Annotated in this window: 13 protein-coding genes; 5 read left to right on the top strand and 8 right to left on the bottom strand. The window is 65.3% G+C overall.

Translation table 11 applies throughout. The features are described 5' to 3' along the window. The first annotated feature begins 21 nt into the window (after nt 1-21). On the top strand, nt 22-711 hold the full coding sequence (locus tag BBTA_RS06195) for a Fe2+-dependent dioxygenase (protein ID WP_041750382.1): 690 nt from the start codon (nt 22-24) through the stop codon (nt 709-711). A gap of 667 nt (nt 712-1378) precedes the next feature. On the opposite strand, the gene BBTA_RS41230 is transcribed toward BBTA_RS06195, so the two are convergent. Beyond that, nucleotides 1379-1684, bottom strand: coding sequence for a hypothetical protein (locus tag BBTA_RS41230; RefSeq protein WP_244424506.1), 306 nt, complete (start codon nt 1682-1684; stop codon nt 1379-1381). Between BBTA_RS41230 and exbB the strand changes: the two genes are divergently transcribed. Genes exbB through BBTA_RS06180 form a run of 3 tightly spaced genes read left to right on the top strand, consistent with a single transcriptional unit; the run spans nt 1578 to nt 3964 of the window. After that, nucleotides 1578-2687 (top strand): tonB-system energizer ExbB, encoded by a 1110-nt coding sequence (gene exbB, locus BBTA_RS39915; RefSeq protein ID WP_371260202.1) that lies wholly within the window; start codon nt 1578-1580, stop codon nt 2685-2687. The two genes, BBTA_RS41230 and exbB, sit on opposite strands and share 107 nt — an antisense overlap. Before the next feature lie 3 nt (nt 2688-2690). After that, nucleotides 2691-3146 carry a TonB system transport protein ExbD gene (gene exbD / locus BBTA_RS06185; protein ID WP_012041589.1) on the top strand — a complete coding sequence of 152 codons (456 nt, stop codon included), beginning with the start codon at nt 2691-2693 and terminating at the stop codon, nt 3144-3146. A gap of 26 nt (nt 3147-3172) precedes the next feature. Further along, nucleotides 3173-3964 carry a TonB family protein gene (locus tag BBTA_RS06180; protein WP_012041588.1) on the top strand — a complete coding sequence of 264 codons (792 nt, stop codon included), beginning with the start codon at nt 3173-3175 and terminating at the stop codon, nt 3962-3964. A gap of 466 nt (nt 3965-4430) precedes the next feature. Here the strand turns inward: BBTA_RS06180 and BBTA_RS06175 are convergent, their stop codons facing one another. From BBTA_RS06175 to BBTA_RS06155, 4 genes are all read right to left on the bottom strand, one after another. Next, a complete protein-coding gene (locus BBTA_RS06175; protein ID WP_012041587.1) occupies nt 4431-6284 on the bottom strand; it encodes an outer membrane beta-barrel protein in 1854 nt (617 codons plus the stop codon). Nucleotides 6285-6500: 216 nt separating this feature from the next. Continuing rightward, entirely contained in the window at nt 6501-6842 is a 342-nt protein-coding gene (locus tag BBTA_RS06170; protein WP_012041586.1) for a cupredoxin domain-containing protein, read from the bottom strand. Nucleotides 6843-7382: 540 nt separating this feature from the next. Beyond that, nucleotides 7383-8150 (bottom strand): cytochrome b/b6 domain-containing protein, encoded by a 768-nt coding sequence (locus BBTA_RS06160; RefSeq protein ID WP_012041585.1) that lies wholly within the window; start codon nt 8148-8150, stop codon nt 7383-7385. 10 nt (nt 8151-8160) lie between these two features. Further along, nucleotides 8161-8439, bottom strand: a complete 279-nt coding sequence (locus BBTA_RS06155) for a PepSY domain-containing protein (RefSeq protein ID WP_012041584.1) — start codon at nt 8437-8439, stop codon at nt 8161-8163. A 207-nt stretch (nt 8440-8646) separates the two neighbouring features. Between BBTA_RS06155 and BBTA_RS39910 the strand changes: the two genes are divergently transcribed. Next, nucleotides 8647-8898 (top strand): hypothetical protein, encoded by a 252-nt coding sequence (locus BBTA_RS39910; RefSeq protein WP_148221403.1) that lies wholly within the window; start codon nt 8647-8649, stop codon nt 8896-8898. 396 nt (nt 8899-9294) lie between these two features. Here BBTA_RS39910 and BBTA_RS06150 read toward each other — a convergent pair whose 3' ends face one another. From BBTA_RS06150 to BBTA_RS06140, 3 genes are read right to left on the bottom strand one after another with little or no spacing between them, the layout of a single operon-like run. Beyond that, the gene (locus tag BBTA_RS06150; protein WP_012041583.1) at nt 9295-9903 is read right to left on the bottom strand and encodes a DUF4399 domain-containing protein; all 609 of its coding nucleotides are present in this window, start codon (nt 9901-9903) and stop codon (nt 9295-9297) included. Nucleotides 9904-9912: 9 nt separating this feature from the next. After that, nucleotides 9913-11388 (bottom strand): formylglycine-generating enzyme family protein, encoded by a 1476-nt coding sequence (locus BBTA_RS06145; protein WP_012041582.1) that lies wholly within the window; start codon nt 11386-11388, stop codon nt 9913-9915. A gap of 27 nt (nt 11389-11415) precedes the next feature. Beyond that, nucleotides 11416-16707 carry a hypothetical protein gene (locus tag BBTA_RS06140; protein WP_012041581.1) on the bottom strand — a complete coding sequence of 1764 codons (5292 nt, stop codon included), beginning with the start codon at nt 16705-16707 and terminating at the stop codon, nt 11416-11418. Nucleotides 16708-17116 lie beyond the last annotated feature (409 nt).

Below are 17116 nucleotides of genomic sequence, written 5' to 3'. Positions count from 1 at the left end.
CGCTATCGAGTTGATGAGTTCATGCTGATCTGTGTCCCCGGGATTTTGAGCAAGGATGATGTGGCGGAGTTCCGCCACATCATGGACTCCAGCGACTGGGAGGACGGCCGTTCGACGGCTGGCGCCCAGTCGGCGATGGTCAAGCGCAACGAGCAATTGCCGCCCGACAGCGAGGTGGCGCGCAAGCTCGGCCACCGCATCATTTCGGCGATGACCGCCAATCCGCGCTTTCTCGCCGCCGCAATTCCGCAGCATATATTCCCGCCGCTGTTCAACCGTTACGCGGCCGACTCAGGCCATCATTTCGGCATCCATGTCGACAATGCCGTCCGTGGCGACAAGCTCACGGGCCTGCGCATTCGCACCGACCTGTCGGTGACGCTGTTTCTCTCCGAGCCGGAAGAGTATGACGGCGGCGAGCTGGTCATCGAGGATCTCTACGGCTCGCATGAGGTGAAGCTGCCCGCCGGCGACCTCGTGCTGTATCCGGCCTCCAGCCTGCACATGGTCACGCCGGTCACGCGTGGCGTCCGCATCGCCTCGTTCTTCTGGCTGCAGAGCATGATCCGCGATCCCCTGGCCCGCAGCATGATCTTCGATCTCGACACGACGATCCAGGATCTGTCGCGCCGCATGGGCCGCGATGATCCGGAGATGGTGAGGCTGACCGGCCTCTATCACAACCTGATCCGCTATTGGGCCGAGACCTGAGCGAGCGGCACAGGCAGTCCGGCCTGAGATCATGTTCCGGGCTGGTCTCCGGTTCTTGATCAATTCAGACAAAGTGGCACAGCCGGGTTGCAGAGTGGTGCAGCCCGGCTCGTCTTATCTAGTCCTTTCAATTTCATTGACTGCTTGATTCGACCGCCGCCCGGCGGCCCCCGCTCGTCGGATGTGATTGCGGCCGAGCCGTCCCCGGCTCCGCGTTGCGATCGCCGTCGCCTGGGCGACTGGCCCATCGCTCCCGCCATCGTGCATTTCGCGACTCTGCAGCGACTGCGAGCCTTCGACGCCCACATCGCTCTGCAACGGCGAAAGCGGCAGAGTCGACATCTCCCGCCGATCCCGCCCTGCACCGCCTCGCCAAACCGGTCCGTCACACGACTAATTAGAATCGATGGAAGACCGAACGACGGCATTTGCGTGACGAGAACGACCGGACACGGCGCGCCTTGCCGCCACGGCATCGTAGCACACCAGAACTTTCAGGGAGTTAGCATGTGATCGCCGCGCTAGAACTGCGGTCAGTCGATCATGCAGCGCAATCCCTCGCTCGGCATCCTGTCCACGGCATTGCGCGCGAACGTCGATGTTCCCGCTTTGAGACAACGCGCCGTCTCAAAACAGCCCCGTTAAGTCTCGAAACATTACAAGGAAATTAACTACAAAGGATGTGCAGCAACATGTTCAGGATCGTTCTTCGCGCAGGAGCGGTGATCGCAATCGTTTCGGCCGGCGCGGCGGCGCAGGCCGAGCAGGCAGCCACCTCGCCGAGACCTGGCCAGGCTACCGTTGCGCCACAGACTTCCGCAACCAATCCAGCCCCAGCAGCAGCAAGACTCGCGCAGACCGCGCCGATGGCCGCTGTGCCGTCGCCTGCAGCGAACGCTGCGCCTGCAGCCTCAAATGCGTCGGCGACTCCGGCGACGGCAGCCAAGCCCATGAACAGCGCGCAGGCGATCACGACACCGACACAGCCGACTGCACAGGCCGCTGCGGCCCAGCCTGGCACGGGCGCGCAGGCGAATAGTTCCGCTCCGGTCGCGCCAGCGCCCGCTCAAGCCGCAGCCGCTTCGCAGGGATCTGCCTCGACCGCCACTGCAAGCGACGCGCAACCTTCGACCGCCACATCCACAGAAGCGGTGACCGATCCAGCAGCAACCGCGGACAAGGCCAAGGATCAGGCCGAGAAGCCCGGTCAGGGCGGTGCGCAGGCGGCGTCTCACGTGCCGCATGATCTGTCGCCCTGGTCTATGTTCCTCGCCGCCGACATCCTGGTCAAAGCCGTGATGATGGGCCTTGCGCTGGCCTCACTCGCGACCTGGACCGTGTTCATCGCGAAGACCATCGAATTCGCCATGCTCCGCCGCAAGTTGAAGCGCGCCTTGCACAAGGTCGCCGATGTGCGCTGGCTGTCGGAAGCCAAGCTCGCGCTCGGCTCGCGCGAAAGCGTACTCACCACCATGATCGACGCCGCGATGCATGAGATCCGAATGTCCTCGGAGCTGCCGTCTCACGGCGTGAACGAACGGGCGGCATCCAGCTTCGCCGAAATCGTGCGCGCGGAAGGCCGGCGCTGCCGCACCGGCATGGGCCTGCTCGCCACGATCGGTTCGATCTCGCCGTTCGTCGGGCTGTTCGGTACCGTCTGGGGCATCATGAACAGCTTCATCGGCATTTCCAAATCGCAGACGACGAACCTTGCCGTCGTCGCCCCCGGCATCGCCGAAGCGCTGCTCGCAACAGCGATCGGACTCGTGGCCGCCATTCCCGCCGTCATCATCTACAATCACTTCACCCGCGTGACCAAAGGCTACATGGAGCTGGTCAGTCGCTCCTCCGGCGCGACCGCTCGCATGCTGTCGCGTGATCTTGATCGCGGCCAGAGCCATCACAGCACTCACGGTCAGCGCTTCGAGCCGATCCACGTCCACGCCGCGCCTCCGATGGCGCTCGCCGCGGAGTAAGCCATGGCTGTTTCTCTCTCGGAAGCCGATGGTGACGATGATCTCGGCGAATCCAGCGACATCAACGTCACCCCGTTCATCGACGTCATCCTGGTGCTGCTCATCATCTTCATGGTGGCGGCCCCGCTCTCGACGGTCGACGTGCCGGTCGACCTTCCAACCTCGACGGCCACGCCGCAGAAGAAGCCGGACAAGCCGATCTATGTCAGCATCAAGCCGGATCTGACATTGTTCGTCGGCGAGGAGCAGGTGAAACGAGCAAGCCTGGTCGGTTCGCTCGAGCACATCCCGGAGGCGACCAAGGACAAGTTCGTCTTCCTGCGCGCGGACCGCGGGGTACCCTATGGCGAGCTGATGGATGTGATGGAGTTGCTGCGCACCGGCGGCTATTCGAAGATCAAGCTCGTCACCGTCGAAGGCGTTTCGCAGGCGGCCGCGACCGCTCAGCCTGTGCATTGATCCCTCATCAACGATGGAAGTGTAGAATGGTCGAACACAAGTATCAGGGAGCGTCGCGCCGCTTGTGGATCTCGGCGGCGATCGGAGCGCTGATGTTGCACGGCGGCGGCGCCGCGCTCGCTGTCGTCCATCTCAACGGCCAGGAGACGGATGGTGGGCTCGGCGCCAATGGCGCGGAGTTCGCACTCGAGATGGCCTCGCCCCAGGTCGAGGACAATGATCTTCCGGCCGGACCGGACAGCGACGCGGCGGAAGCCGCGCCGGAGCAGATGCAGCAGACGGCTGAGGTCAAGGAGTCCGATGCGGTCAAGGACAAGCCAACCGAGACCGAGGAGGAGGCCGATCGCGTCGTCACGATGAACGACCCGAAGAAGCCGGAAAAAGAGGAGCAGCAGCAGGCGGTCCAGCAGGCCGAGGCCTCGGTCGCGTCGGCCGCCCAGGAGGAATCGGCGCGCAAGGCGCTCGACGAGGCGGCGCCACCGGCCGAGACTGCCAAGGCGCCCAATCCGGGAATGGGCAAGGACAAGCAGAAGCTGACCAATGATTGGGGACGCAAGATCAGCGCCTATTTCGAACTTCACAAGCGCTATCCGGAGGGCAAGAAGCGCAACGGCACGGTCAAGGTCGCGCTGGTGCTGAGCCGGGCCGGCAAGGTGATGTCGGCCTCGGTCATGCAGTCCTCCGGGGATTCGGTATTCGATCAGGCGGCGCTGTCGATGATCCACCGCTCCGATCCGGTGCCGGCGCCGCCCTCGGGACTGACCGACGACCAGTTCAGCTTCAGCATCGATGTGAACTTCAATCAGAAGAATAAATAGCACGCGCTGCAGCGCGTGCATCTGCAGACTTGGCAGCGTTCGCGACCGCGCGGGCGCTGCCTTTTCGTTTCGCCCGGCTCGATGTCAGCCACGCGAGCCGATCGCAACCGATCATCTGAGCTCGGAAGATCGTGGATGCCGGCGCTGCGCCGAGACATCACGGATCGCTCAAGCGACCGCCCTCCTCGTTGCGAGCCGCCGCTCTCGCCATCATCATCAGGGCTTCACCGTCACGGCGGCGCCTCAGCCACAAGAATCGCTGCGGAGCAAGGCTGTTGTAATGAATGTCGGGTGGAATGAGCTCGACAGTCGACGGATGACCGACGTGCACGAGACAGACGCTCCCCCGACGAATTCATCTGGATCAGCAAACAGCAAGATGGACCGGATCATTGGCATCGTTGGGAAAGTGAGCGCGCCACCCCGTCGTGAGAGGCGGGCTTCGTCGCGCCGCCAGCGCCATGCGCTAATACTGCACCCTGGCGCCGACCTGAACGACGGTGGCAGAGAGATCGTTCTCCCGGAAGTTGGACCGGGTCTCCTCGCGCCGGACGCTGGCCCTCAACTGCAGCAGGCGGGAGAATTTGTAGAGCATGCCGAGCTCGACCAGGTAACGATTGTCCACCCGCGTGGTCCCGGTGAACGCGTCCTGGCCATAGCCGGCAAGGAACGTGCCCACGAGCCAAGGCTCGAACTGGTGCTCGATGCCGACGGTGACGTCGCGCTTGAGCACGCCGGAGATCCCTGGCTCGGTGATCTCCACCACCTGGGACTTGGCGCCGAACATGATCGCCGTCTCCTTGGCGTATTGCCAGGTCAGGTTCGCATCGGCAATGAAGCCACTGACCGGCTTCAGCATCGGATCCTGGTAGCGCCGCGTGAGATAGCCGACAGCGACGTCGCCGGTCAGCTTGTCGGCATAGGCGAACGTCACGCCGGCTTCGACGGCCGTCCCGGTCGAATCTCTGCGGAACCCTTCCGCATCGACAGCGATGTCATGAACGCGCCGGTCGACCGCGACATCGACGAACGGCCGAATCTCCGGCGTCAGGTTGTAGGTCACGCGGCTTTGCGAGCCGTACTGAACGAAGTTGCGATCGGCATTGCTGACGATCTGGCCGTCGATAAGCGGCGCGTTCTGGAACGCGACGCGATCGATTGCCGCCTTGGTCGAGATTTCGATCTCCTCGAACCTCTTGGTCACGCCGGCCGAGCCGCCGACGGTCGAGGCCAACGGGATCTTGGCGAACCGCCCGGCGAAGCGCGGCGTACCGGGATCATCGGCATCGACGGCAACGTGGCCCTCGCCGTTGATCGCAAACGTATCGGTGATGTCGTAGCGCCCATTCACCTTGGCGTCGACGGTAGGCCTGCTGAGCTGCCGGAGCTTTGCATAGTCGATATAGCCGACGCGCACATCGGCATTGAGCAGATGGCGCTCGAACTGCGAACGCACGAGCAGGACCGGTGCAACGCTGACGAAGCCGGAGCCCGCTCCTTTGGGCACGCGGCCCGGATTGCTGTCGAAGCCTGACGACATTTCGAACGCAGGCTTCAGGATGAAGTTTCCCACCGTAATGCCCTTGGGCTCGTAGGGATCCTCATCCATCATCGGTGGCGGCTGAGGCTGCGGCTCCTGCGGCTTGCCCTTGTTCACCGGCGGCAGCTTCATGCGAGGCTTGTCCGCCAAAACCGGCGGAATCGGTTGCGCGTCCTGCCGCGGAATCGGCGGCAGGTTTCGTGGCAGCACGCCGCGGGTGGCCGGGGGCGGGCTCACAGCGAAGGCCAATGCGTCCAGGCAGCGATTGGGCACGTTGGTCGGCACCAGACGGCCTGGCGTCGCCAGGCAGCCTCCAACCAGAAGGCCGGCGGAGGGCGCGCCGAAGAAGCCGTTGCGAACCGGGGCGAGGCGCGGCGCCGGCTCGCGGCGCGTGGCCTGCGGAAGCGCACCGGCCGCAGGATCGATCGGCGATTTCGGTCGCGGCGGCGTGCGCTCGTCCGGCTGGGCAGCTGCGGACTTCGGCTCCTGCTCCGGCTCGTTGCCGCCAGGAGCGATGATCATCTGCGGGATGACGACAGGACCGTTGCCATTGGCGGGCCGCGCCGGCGGCCGCTTGCGATTGGGCACGACGACCACAGGGCCACCGTCGATCGTGCCGGGATCAGCATAGGCGCGCGCCTGGCTCTGGGCATACGACGGAGCAGACTCGACCAGCAGCACGAACAACACAGTGATCGCCACCGCCTCGTCCGGACGCGGCAGCACGCCGCGGCGATCGCGGCAACTGGGACTGATGCTCTCTCGTCCTGCCCGTTGCAAAAAGACGTGTCTCCCGTGAAGCGCGGCACCACCCGACAGGCCGCGACTCGCAGACGTCGATGGGCTGGCGGCCGGCACAGGCTGGCCGCCTTCGAAGGATTGTGAGGCCCCGAATCCACCGGCTGATCGAGACGGCGCATGCCAGCCGCGAGATGGCCCCATGTGGCGCTTGATCGTCGCCTGCCCGGGCACACCGAGGGCCCCAGCCGGATGCGCCTATTCCACCACCAAGGTGCCCTTGTTGCCCTGATGGAAGTCATCGAAGAATTCGTAGCGTCCAGGCTTCTGCGCCTTGACCTTCACCACGCCTTCCATGTTCGGCTTGATCACGGTCTCGAACTGGAGAGGCTCGCTCTCGAACTCCACCGGTGCGCCGTCGAGATTCTTGACCTTGAACACGATCGGTGTGTCGGCCGGCGCCTTCAGCTCCGCGGGCTGAAACTTGTTGTCCTTGACTGAAATCTCGATGGTGGTCTCCGCGGCGCTCGCCGGCGACGCAATCGCCGCGATCAGCAGCGCGGCGCCCCCCAGGAGTCCTGCTTTTCCAAATCGCATCATGGCTTATATCCCTGTCCCCGAACCAGTCTGTCTCGAATTCGCCATTTGCGCACCCGCCCTGGAGATCGCGCGGCGTTCGTAGAACTAATATAAGTTACAGAATGCGGCGATTTGCCGTGTCGAAACTTGACGAAATCATTGTGTGCGACAATTCGCGAAGTTTATTAGTCGCGGCTTCGTCAGCCCCCTCCGCAAGAGCCTCTCACGCATCATCTCGTGCCATTTCAGCACAGCGAAAGAGCTGCCTTCATCGCAGCGCATCGATGAAAAGCGCTCACAACTCACCTCACCGCGTGCGGATGGTGAACGACTTGAGTTGGGTTGGCCTGCGCATCCACTACGTCAGCCATGCCGACCCGAAAACGCCATCAGACATCGCATGCCTGCACGACGTCAGGACGCCATCCGCCTGATCGCCCGCGTCGCCGATCACTGCACATGAGTGATCAGCGTATCGGATGCGTCGAACGATTTGCATGACGGCGGACAGGCTCATGCGTAACGCGATGTTGCACGTATGGGACAGCATCGCTCGTGATCTCAGCCGAGGCCGAGCTTCCTGTCATAGGTGCTGAGGGCCCGCGGCATACGGGGCGAGGGCTTGACGCCCGCGACCTGTGGATTGCCCCGATGAGGCGGCAGCTCGGGCACCATCGAAACCTGCTCCGCCGGTGCAACGTCCGCGCCCTCTTCCACAGGGCCAGCCGGTTGTCTCGCCGCTGGCGTAGATACCGGCATCCGCTTACGTCCGGTGAACATCGCCCATGCCAGATTCTCCTTCTGCAGCACGCTCATCCACAACGTTCCGAGCAGGTGGACTCCGATCAGCGCCATGATCGCGTTGGAGGACAACGAATGCGCCTCCTGGATCCACCAGACTCCGAAAAAGCGGAGCGAGACCTGCATGACCCCGCTGATGGTCGAAATGAACAGCAGCCCGACCATCGCCACCAGCATCGCCGCGCCTGCCGGGTTCAGCCCGAGATAGCGCCCAGTCTCGCCGCGAAAGATGTTGATCATGTAGCGGGGGGCTGCGCGCAGCTTGAGACTGATCCGCGCGAGCAGCGAATGACGGGTGCCGATGACACCCCAGATCAGCCTGAATGCGAGCAGGCCAATCACGGCATAGCCTGCCGTCCGGTGCAGAGCATCGTGAGTATTGGGCGTGACGCAGGCGATGAGCACGAAGGCCGCGAGAGCCCAGTGCCAGACGCGCAGCGGGACATCCCAGACCGCAACGGTTTTCGATCCCGGGCGCGCCGACGTTCTGGAAGCGACGCGCTCTCGCGCCTGTCCTGCGTCACGCATGATCGTCAGATCACTTCGCCTTCGTATGCTTCAGCGCGAGATCCTCGGGGCTGTAGAACAGCTCATAGAGCTTGCCGCTCTTGACGCCATAGACTTCGTAGCAGGTGCCCTCGATCTTGGTCTGGCGAACCTCATAGCCCGCCGACTTCGCCTTGGCTTCCGCGTCCGCCACGGTCTTCCACGACGCCTTGTCGAGCTTGGTGCAATCCTTGTAGCCGTCGGCCAGGGCAACGGAGCCCGATGCCGCGGCTGCGGCGAGCGCAACGACCATGATCCTGATGACCTTCATTATCAAATCTCCTCCAAACCTGCGCCATTGCGCGCATGCACCGCGCTGAGCGCGAGACCACAAAGAGGAGTGGGATTTCAACGAAACTTGGACGGCGCCCGCCGCCACAGCCGTGCACAATCGCGCACGCTCGACCCGAGTCGTCCCGCATGTCGCCGCATTGTCGCTGGGCTCCGGACCCAACTACGTTGCAGCTGAGATAAAACGATGTCGATCCGTCCTTGCCGCCGGCTCATGTCGGTGATCGGATGCGATACAAACGCGAATGCAACTGACATTGATTCGCAAGCAACTATTGTCACTGCAGCGGCACGCTTGCGTGCGGCGCGCGTGGCCGGTGCCAGCGGACACGTGCAGACCACCACACTGCTGCCGGATTACAGCTGTGACGATGTTGAGGCGGGATGCGAGCGCACGATCGCAGGATGCGACAATCGGTCTCGAAAATATTTTTCTTGAACCCACGGCTTCAGCTGTCGGAACAGCGCCCCGAGCCACTCTGATATCCGATGGCAGCCGCGTTACGCCCATCCGGGCGCACAACGACCGTTGACGTTGATCTCGCTTGCGATCGCGGCCCTCACCGGTGCGCTCCGCCGACCAGGCGGACGGATCGCTGCATGGGCAAGGAGTCGTCTCACGTCTCCGCAACCACGTCCCGGAGAGGTCAGGAACGGCCATCGCCGTGGGGCCAGATGCGTGGCCATGTCCGGCGGTCTGCCTGCGCCAGGTCACCGCGTAACGCTGCGTGGGGAGGGCCGGTCCGCCGTGACGCGCGTTTCGACATCAGTCAACCCGCATCGTCAGCGAGGCAGATGCACCTGGAGCCAGCCGAGCCGAGCCGTACTGGGCCGACTACTTCGTTCCTGAGAAGACGCGGCTGATGAAGTCGGAACTTTCGGGAGACTTCGTCATCTCTGGCGTCACCAGCTGTTGCGGCTGCTGCGGCTCAGCCTGCAAAGCGCGCTCCTGGATCTTCCGCCGCTCGCTCATCGCCCTGCTCGCACGCGCCTGATCGTCCGACGCGTTCGGCTTGCCGACGGTGATCATGATCTTCTCGGAGACCACGGGCGGATCGAAATTTAGATGCTTGGCATCCCCGACCACCAGCTGCAGCGTATGCTTGCCGGGCGACAGTTCGATTCTCGCCTCGGTCTCGCCGGCCGCGTAGTGAATGTGCTTCTTGTCACGCGGAATCTGCTGTCCGGCTTCCATCGTCTCATCGACGTCGATCAGCAGATGGTGATGGCCACTGCCGGCGAAGTCGTCGCCGGCATGCGTCACACCCATGTTGCGCAGGCCGAAGCGGCACCAGAACGCTCCGCTCACGGTCTCGCCGTCGGACGGCGAGATGAAATACACTTTGGCATCCTTCGGAGACTTCGTGCCCTTGGCCGAGGCGATGGCCGGAACGAGGGAGATCATCAGGATGAGACAAAGTCGCACAGACAGCGTCGGCCGCATGCTGGTCCTTTATGGTGTAAGCGCGACCCGGAAACCGAGCGTGGGATGACGGATGCGGCCATCGTAGCGGTCGCGGCTGCCCGCGCGCGCATCGGCTGCGCCATTGCTCCAGGAGCCGGAGCGGATCACACGGGCGTAGCTGCCGTCATCGAGCCATGCCGCCCCGTCCGCCGGGGCTCCCTTGTAGGATTTGTGCCAATTGTCCGCGACCCACTGGGCCACTTCGCCGCCCATGTCGAACAGGCCGAACGGGTTGGCGGCGAAGCTTCCGACCTTCAGGGGTTGCGCAGCGTCGGACGTCTCACTGGCAGTGTTGCAGCCCTTGCAGTTCGCCATGCCCGGGCGCATGCGATCCCCCCACCAATATTTGCTGCGCCGCCCGGCGCGAGCGGCGTATTCCCATTCGGCCTCGGTCGGCAGCCGGAATGCCTTGCCGGTCACCTTGGCGAGCCAGCCGAGATAGGCTTGCGCGTCGTCGTAGCTCGCATTGGTGACCGGTTGATCGTCGCTTCCAGCGGCGATGTCGGCACAGCTTCCCGCCGCGACACACGCCTTCCACTCTCCGACCGTCACCGGATATTTGCCCATCGCAAATGGCCGGATGCTGACCTGGTGAACGGGCTGCTCGGAATCGTCCTCGCCGCCCATCGCAAACGTTCCCCCGGGGATCGCGACCGTCTCGGGCACGCGCAGCTTCGGCTGCGCGCTGGCGGCATCCGCCAACACGACCGGCTTCGGGTTTCCGGCCGACGGCCCCTCGGGCAGCGGCAACGGGTCCGCGGCCTGCGGCTGGCGCATGGCAACCGGCGGTGCTGACGGCGTTCGCTGGCTCGACGGCGCCTGGGTTGACGGCGCGGCCGCATCCATCGTGGTTCGGCGCACCGCGACCGAGGTTGGCAACGGCTCCCTCTGCAGCGAGACGGCGGAGAGTCCAGGCGGAGCCTGGATCAGAATCTGCAGATTGCGCAGCGGCAGGAGCACACCGCCCACCGCCACCACGACCAGTGCAACGACCCCGACGGTGACCCGGATGAACGCCTTGCGGTGTTCGACAAACCGCGCAAGCAGGACGTGCAGCCGGCCGGTCCGCTCCGCGTCGTCCTGATCATCCGCGCTGTCGTCCCAACTCGGCGGGGACAGCTTCATCGGCTGCGGAGCGATCCGCTGCGCGACGAGCGGCGCCGGCTCGTATTGTACCGCCGCCTCATGATGTTCGATGTCCGAGACGGGATCGAGCGATTGCTCCAACGCCCCGCACATCATCAGCAGCAATCCGCCGCTGCCGTTGCCGGTCCAGCGTTCCTGGATCTCGGGACATGCCACTTGATCGTCGACGTGCAGGAAACCCGGTGGGCGCATCGCACTCAGCGACACCTGCACCGAACGGCCGCAGCGCCGGCACTCCACCTTCAGCGACTCAGGCGGCAGCGTGTCCTCGGCGAGCCTGGGCGCCCGCAGCCATTGCAACGTCGAACTCTCGCTCATGCTGTCCTCGCCACGCTGCCGGTCCGTCTACTGGCCCCAATTGGCGAATGCGTCGTTGAACACGCGGTCGCCGTCGGGTCCCTTCTCGATCGACAACAGCGCCCGGTTGCCGCCCTCGTACACGATCGGGATGTCGAACCATTGCTTGCCCTTCAGAAGCAGCACGTTGCGCTTGGCATCGACCTCATTGGCCGACAACGCGACCATGAACATCCGTGGCGTGACCCTCGCGGTCTGGGTGGCCAGCGCCGTTCCGCGCTCCGCCTCCGCGCCCTTCAAACCGATGCCCCTCATGCTGCTCAGTCCCGTGGTCTGGTCCGGCCAGGCGAAGCTCAGATCCAGGACATGGCTCGCCGGCAGTTCCTGATCGTCATTCCGCCGCAGCGACAGCGTCGCCTTCATGCCGTTCTCGATCTCGATCTCGCCTTTGAGCACGGGCGCGGCGTTCACCCGTGGTCCCTTGCCCTGCTCGAGCGACCAAGTCACTTTGCCGGCGAAGCGCTTGCCTTTCGGATCCTGTGGATCCTCGTGATAGAGAAACGCCTGAGCGGTGGCTGGCGCCGCCACCGCGACACTCTGTCCGACCGTCACACGCTCTTCATTGGCCGTCGCAGGCTTTGCGTCCGGCGCAGCCTGCACAACCTCCGCCGTGCGAGGCGGCGCCTCCGCAGGCGGCGCCGGGTCGACCGCCGCTACGGTCGAGGGCGCGTTGAGATAGTCGACGGCCCGCTCCCAGGACAGCGCCGCGCCAATGACGGCCAGCAGGCCGACCGCGGCAATGGGCATCACGCGTCGCCGCGGCAGGCGACGGCGCGGTGCTGTCGCGCTCTCGGTCGCCTGGAACGCCATCTCGACCAGAGAGCGGTGAATCCTGGACTCGGACGATGCTGCATGCTGCTGCGGCTGCTCCGCGGCTTCCGTGCTGACGGGCGTGTCGATGGTCGATTCCAGCGCGGCCTGCGCGACTGGAGCCGGCGGTGCCGCATTCGGCTGCGTGTCGGCCCCGGACGGCTCAGGATCCGCAGCGGCGGCGACCGGCGGGGTTTCGTCGCGCAGCGGCGGCGGCACCGGCAGCTGTTCAGGCGCGGGCGGCACCGGCGGATCAGTCGCAACGACAATGGACGGTTCTAAAGCAGCGGAGCTCGACGGCTCCACTGGCACCGCTGCGGCCGAACGGCGACGGAAGATGCGGACATCCGGCGACGGCTTGCGAGCAGCGTTGGCAGACTCCTTGGCAACAGGCTCCTTTGCGAATGTCGCGTCGAATGATCTGTCATCGGCGCCCCGCTCGGCGCGGATGTGCGGGACCGGAGCCCCGATGCGGGTCCTGGCTACGGCCGGAAGCTCTGCACCGGACCGGCGGGCCAGCGAGAGATATTTGGCGACCGTGGCGATCTCCTCCTCGAGCGTATGCGGGGCAGTGGCCGGCTGGGCCGCTCGTCGTTTCGCCGAGATGTCGAGCGTCGCGACCGGCTTGGCTGGCGAGCTCGGCCGCGCGACCGGCGCCGCCATTTTGGCCGGAGGCTGCGGAGCGACCGGGCTGGCCTCGATCCCGCGCGACGGAGCGCGCAGGTTGATCACGCGATCCGGGAACAGGATCTCGGCCAGATCGCGCAGCGAGGCGTCGGGCAGCAGCAGGCGACGAAGTGCGACGGGCATGCCGCCTCGCGCCGTCTTCGGATCCTCGACGCCCATCCTTGACTCCAGGTCGCCATCGACCGGGCGGTCGCGCCGCTCGTCGCTCACCACCACCTTGCGAGCGCGCAGCATGGCCGTCAGCTCGCGCAGGTCCGAGCGCGAGGCATGATCGATGACCACGAGATCGAACGTCCCGATCCGCGCTGGAAGCAGCTCGGCGACGCGCCAGGCGGGCATGACATGGCACGGGATTTCCTCGAACCAGCCTTCCAGCGATCTGCGCGCGGCCAAGCGCAGGCGGCGCGCGGCAGGACCAGAACAGGCCGAGACCATGGTGCGCATCGTCTCCCTGAAACGCTTGAGCGACTGCCTGACGGCAGCGCCGGCGTTCTGCGCGATGCCGAGGGTGGCTCGGGCGCTGATCACCGCCTCGAACAAGGCCAGCGATCGGCTTTCGAGCCGCAGGCGCTGAGCGACGAGGTCTTGCAACAGCCGACGCTCGTCGGCTCGGTCGATCCGCGCCAGCGCGGCCATGTTCCAGGCCGTCACCCAATCGGGCAGCAGCACCGGGTCCGCGGCGGTGGTTGCCGGCTCTTTCCTGATCCGATCGGCAAAATGCGGCGCACCGGCTTCGAGCACCAGCCGGCTGGCCGTCCTGACGATGCGATAATCGTCGCCGGCCCGCGCGATGGCCTCGATCGTTGCGATCAAGCCGCGCCAGCGTGTCTCAATGTCGTGCGCCTCCACCTCGGCATCGCCGATCAGCGAGAGAACGTCGGCCTGAACGGTCGTTGCCAGCTCTCCTGCACCGGCAAACAGCTCGCCCACGCGCGCCAGTTCGACGAGCGGACCGGAGACCCGCGCCATGACGCTGCGGATCGCGGCGCCAAGCGCTGTCGGCCTCCCGACATCCGCCAGCATCGCGGTGGCCTCGCTGTCCGGCACCGACATTTTGCGGCAGGCATCGACGACATTGCGGATGGCCAACGTCGCCGTCACGATCGCGGCATCGATATTCCTGACGATCCGCTCGAGATCGTCGAACGCCCGCGCAGCTTCCAGCTCGATGGCGGGAGCGCCGAGCTTGACCGCAATCGCCGTCCATCGCGTCCGCAGCGTCTGCAGATCGCGCCGCCAGAGCAGGAAGCGCCCGACATATTGCCAGTCTGCCGGCGTCGATGGCGGCAGCCCGTCCACGGTGATGGCATCGATCGCACCCCTCAACGCCCTGCGCACGCGCACAAGCGGAGTGAGGGCTTTGTCGCCGGCGGCCAGGCGCTCGACGACACGAATTGCGTCCTTCCGCGCGAACGCCTCGACCGGGACCTGCACCTGCCGCCTGGAGAATTCGGCGCCCCGGGACAGCTGAAAGGAGGCATCCCGCGCCCAGGCAACGACCTCATCGACGCTGCCGGCCATATCGCTGGCCTTGGGACCGAGCGGCGACAGCCGGGCAAGCCAGGGCTCGTCGGCAATCACGCGATGAGCCGCGACCAGCGCATCGAGGTCGACCGCCAGCCGGTTGGTCGCGTCCAGCCCGAACGCCGCAATCGCATCGAGCGCAAGATCCTCGTCGCGCCCCTCATTGGACGACAGCGCGGCCTGCTGCCGCAAATCATCGTGCAGCCGCAGGATCGACGCGACGTCGGGCAGCGCGGCAATCTCGGGCAGTTCGTCGTCGATATGCTTGAGCCGCTCGGCGAGCCGCAGCCGCGCCGCGCGCGCCTGTTCGACGGCGGCGACCACCGGGTCCGTGGCGAAGAGCAGGCAAGACGGAAGGTCGGCCAACCAAGACGCGGGCGCCTGGTCCGTCGTCAGCCCTCTGATCAGATCCAACGGCAGCTCGGACGGGCCAGCGAGACGAAGATGGCGCCCGATGATGTCCGCGATCTCGCCATCAAGCGACGCGGTCTGCGTGCGCTTGGAGATGATGTCGCGTTCCAGCCGGCTGATCTGGCCGGCGAGTTCAGTCAGGTTCGTGGTATCGACGATCGACTGCAGCCGGTCGGCCAGGACTTCCGCATTTCTAAGCACGTCCTTGTCGGAGCCGGTCGAGCTGACGGAAAGCTCGCGAATGCCTGGCGGCAGCTTCTGATGCAGGAGCGTCAGCGCGGTCTCGTCGCGAGACACGACAAGAACGCGCGAGCCGAGCGCCAGATGATGGCTGACGATGTTGACGAGCGCCTGGATGCGCTCCTCGCGCCCGCTCGCCTGGATGACCACGCCGTCCGAACGCGACAGCTCGCGAACCACCTCGACGTCCTCGGACGAGGCCGGTCGCGGGAAGAACAGATCACCAAGATCGATCAGGACCGGCTTGGTCGTCGGCCCGATATTGATCGGAGCGCCGACGATGCTGGACAGATGGCGGCGCGCGCTGGCCCGGCCCAGATTGGTCGCCTGCGGCAGCAGCGTGCTCACCGCTGCGGTCAGGCAGCATTCGCTTTGCGGCGCGTGCTCGATCGCGTTCTTCAGACATTCGATGTCGCGCAGTGCGCGGCTTTCCGGCCGCCTCCGCACCGACATCGCCCAGCGCCCCGGCAAGATCGCGGCGTCGACGCCCTCACTCGAATCCGTGTCATCCAAGCCGGTGAGGCTTCGGGCCGACAACTGACCGCGCTGCGCGCCCGCTGCACTCAGGACTTGCTCGATGCCGATCGGAGTGAATGGCGACAGCTCGTCATGCTGCTCGAGCATCTCGACCAGGGTCTCAGGCTTGTCGCGCAAGACGAGTGCGGCGTCTGGCGCCAAGGCGTCAAGGGCTTTGAGGGTCACGGACGTGCCGACGAAACGCGGCCGGATCCTCACCTCGGGATCTGGCCGTGCGATGATCTCGATCTCGACCGGCCGCTCGAACAGCGGCATCTCGAAGTCCCGCCCGGCGTGGCGCCACGACGCCTGAGCCATCCCCCACACGACCTCCTTGGTCGGATCGGCCTCCGTCGCGGCGGCGAGCTCGCGCAGCCGCTGGTGAATGGCCATGGTGCGGCGCCGTGCGCGCTCCGTATCGGCCCAGGATGTCCATGGCCCCGCGACATAGCGCTCGATCCGCTGCAGAAGATCCGGCCGCTGGTCCAGACGCAGTCGTCCAGTCCAGGCCGCGGCAGACGCGTCCTGGGATGGTGACGGCGAAAAGTCCTCAGGCCGCGCATGGCGGGCGAAGGTGAGGCGGTTCTTCTCGATCTCGCCCACCGTGACGACAACGCTCTCACGCAGCTGTGGCCGCCGATCCGGATCGGACGACGGTTCGAGCCAGGCCTCCAGATCGGAGTCGATCGGCGGCGGATCGGTCGCAACAAGAGCTTCGACGGCCAGCCACACCGGGCCATCGACATCGAAGGTGTTGAGCACGACGCCCGGCAGGCTTTCCAGCTCCCGCTGGTCCAGGGTGATACCGGGCTCCCCTGTCCATTGCTGGTCCTGGCGCTCGATCGGCGCGTCGGCAGACCGGATGATGTCGGTCAGACACCCAAGCACGTCCCGCAACGGCTCACCGACCGGCACGGTGCTGGACGCGTCCGGCCCGTCGGATCCCACTGACAAGGACTCGGACTCCGCGATCGACGTGCCACTCGCGGTGATCGCGCCGAGCAACCGCCGACCGAGTTCGGCGCTGCCGACCGGCGCGGCCCGATCGTTCGGATGATTTTCGTTAGGCCGCACATGGACCGGATGGCTCATCGCGCTAACCCCTCCCTGGACTGGGCCATGTGACTGGCCTGAGGTCGGCAAGAGGCTGACCAGCACGGACGACCCGGGCCGTGATGACGGCGCTCGGAGCGATCAAACAGCGGATACAGTCTGGGCAAGCTTTCCTCGCAGCAACGTCGATGGAACTCCCGACTCGTTGCGGAGGCGTATGGCGAAGTGAGGTCACATCTTTGACGCGACAGGTAGAGGAATGTGACGATTCTTGCCCCCGGCCGGGAGTCGGGCAAAAATCCCGGGTCTTTCCATGATGGAAATCTCCTGTAACGGCCGCGCTAGACTTGGCTTTTTCTCAAATGGACCGCGGCGCTGCGGTGATGCGAGTCACTCGCACGCGTATTTGCTAGAAGGCGTCTAAGAATACTTCTAATGGCACAGCAGA

Origin of the sequence: Bradyrhizobium sp. BTAi1, assembly GCF_000015165.1 — a bacterium.
In the GTDB taxonomy this organism is placed as follows: domain Bacteria; phylum Pseudomonadota; class Alphaproteobacteria; order Rhizobiales; family Xanthobacteraceae; genus Bradyrhizobium; species Bradyrhizobium denitrificans.
Note: the sequence above shows the minus strand (reverse complement) of the source record. Positions and strands in the feature narration are given on the sequence as shown.

Bases quoted from the DNA above. Each gene is read 5' to 3' on its own strand.
- BBTA_RS06195 (WP_041750382.1), top strand. From the start codon at position 22: ATGCTGATCTGTGTCCCCGGGATTTTGAGCAAGGATGATGTGGCGGAG.
- exbB (WP_371260202.1), top strand. From the start codon at position 1,578: ATGGCCGCTGTGCCGTCGCCTGCAGCGAACGCTGCGCCTGCAGCCTCA.
- exbD (WP_012041589.1), top strand. From the start codon at position 2,691: ATGGCTGTTTCTCTCTCGGAAGCCGATGGTGACGATGATCTCGGCGAA.
- BBTA_RS06180 (WP_012041588.1), top strand. From the start codon at position 3,173: ATGGTCGAACACAAGTATCAGGGAGCGTCGCGCCGCTTGTGGATCTCG.
- BBTA_RS06170 (WP_012041586.1), bottom strand. From the start codon at position 6,842: ATGATGCGATTTGGAAAAGCAGGACTCCTGGGGGGCGCCGCGCTGCTG.
- BBTA_RS06160 (WP_012041585.1), bottom strand. From the start codon at position 8,150: ATGCGTGACGCAGGACAGGCGCGAGAGCGCGTCGCTTCCAGAACGTCG.
- BBTA_RS06155 (WP_012041584.1), bottom strand. From the start codon at position 8,439: ATGAAGGTCATCAGGATCATGGTCGTTGCGCTCGCCGCAGCCGCGGCA.
- BBTA_RS39910 (WP_148221403.1), top strand. From the start codon at position 8,647: ATGTCGATCCGTCCTTGCCGCCGGCTCATGTCGGTGATCGGATGCGAT.
- BBTA_RS06150 (WP_012041583.1), bottom strand. From the start codon at position 9,903: ATGCGGCCGACGCTGTCTGTGCGACTTTGTCTCATCCTGATGATCTCC.
- BBTA_RS06145 (WP_012041582.1), bottom strand. From the start codon at position 11,388: ATGAGCGAGAGTTCGACGTTGCAATGGCTGCGGGCGCCCAGGCTCGCC.
- BBTA_RS06140 (WP_012041581.1), bottom strand. From the start codon at position 16,707: ATGAGCCATCCGGTCCATGTGCGGCCTAACGAAAATCATCCGAACGAT.